At 35.5% G+C, this 1,225-nt stretch carries 1 protein-coding gene and 1 tRNA gene; both read left to right on the forward strand.

Features of this window, described 5'->3' with window-relative positions; genetic code table 11:
- Nucleotides 1-126 precede the first annotated feature (126 nt).
- The gene (gene hslO, locus C3E89_RS07555) at nucleotides 127-999 is read left to right on the forward strand and encodes an Hsp33 family molecular chaperone HslO (RefSeq protein WP_236911841.1); all 873 of its coding nucleotides are present in this window, start codon (nucleotides 127-129) and stop codon (nucleotides 997-999) included.
- 110 nt (nucleotides 1,000-1,109) lie between these two features.
- A tRNA-Phe gene (locus tag C3E89_RS07560) sits at nucleotides 1,110-1,185 on the forward strand.
- Nucleotides 1,186-1,225 lie beyond the last annotated feature (40 nt).

The raw sequence follows: 1,225 nt of genomic DNA on the forward strand, positions 1-1,225 counted from the left end.
AAAAAGGTCCTCAAGCTACTAATGTTATTAAACTATAAACCTGATTCTCTATTATATGTTTTATAACGGTAGCAAATTAAGCCCCTTAACAGGGGCTTTAAATATTTTATCTAAAGGAGTATGTTTATGAAAGACTACATTATCCGAGGAGTAGATAAAAAAGGTAATATTAGATTGTTTGTAGCAACTACTACTCAAATGGTAGAAGAAGCAAGAAGGACTCATGGAACCTCTCCAACAGCTACGGCAGCCTTAGGCAGAGTATTAACAGCAGCAGCTATATTAGGAATTACCATGAAAGGTGAAAAGGACATCTTAACCTTTAAAGTAAAAGGTGATGGACCTATAGGAAGTATAATAGCTGTATCAACTAATAAAGGGCAGGTAAAAGGATATGTTGATAATCCTTATGCAGATTTGCCAAGTAGACCTGATGGTAAGCTAGATGTAGGAGGAATAGTAGGGCATAATGGGCAATTGGCAATAATTAAGGATTTAGGATTAAAAGAACCCTATATTGGATATGCTAACTTAGTTTCTGGTGAAATTGCAGAGGATTTAGTCCATTATTTTCATCTATCAGAACAACAACCTTCTGCTATAAATTTAGGTGTATTGGTAGATAAAGATATATCAGTAAGAGCAGCTGGAGGGTATATATTGCAGCTTCTTCCTGGAGTAGAAGATGAGGATATAGACAGGGTAGAAGAAATTTTAAAGAAAGCAAAACCTATTTCCACTCTAATAGATCAAGGCTTATCACCAGAACAAGTGATGGAAACCTTATTTGGTGAGTTTGAAATGGAAATTCTAGAGAAAAATCAAATTGAATATAAATGCAATTGTAGCCGAGATAAAATTGAAGGAGTATTGCTAAGTCTTGGCAAAGAGGAGATAAATAGCATAATAGAAGAAGATGAAAAAGCCGAAATAGTATGCCATTTTTGTAATAAAAAATACAATTTTTCTAAAGATGATCTAAAAAAGTTAATAGGTTAACTCCCCATTTCAAATATTTGAAATGGGGAAATTGGAAAACCTATTGACATTATAAAAACAATATTGTATACTATCAAATGTAGCAGTTAACCCATAAAGTTGAAAAATGCGCCCAGATAGCTCAGTCGGTAGAGCAGAGGACTGAAAATCCTCGTGTCGGTGGTTCGATTCCGCCTCTGGGCACCAGTGCGGAAGTGGCTCAGTGGTAGAGCATCGCCTTGCCAAG

Source organism: Clostridium sp. Cult1 (assembly GCF_021655095.1).
Lineage (GTDB): Bacteria > Bacillota > Clostridia > Tissierellales > Tepidimicrobiaceae > Schnuerera.

Coding starts and splice junctions, on each gene's coding strand:
- hslO (WP_236911841.1), top strand. CDS start 127: ATGAAAGACTACATTATCCGAGGAGTAGATAAAAAAGGTAATATTAGA.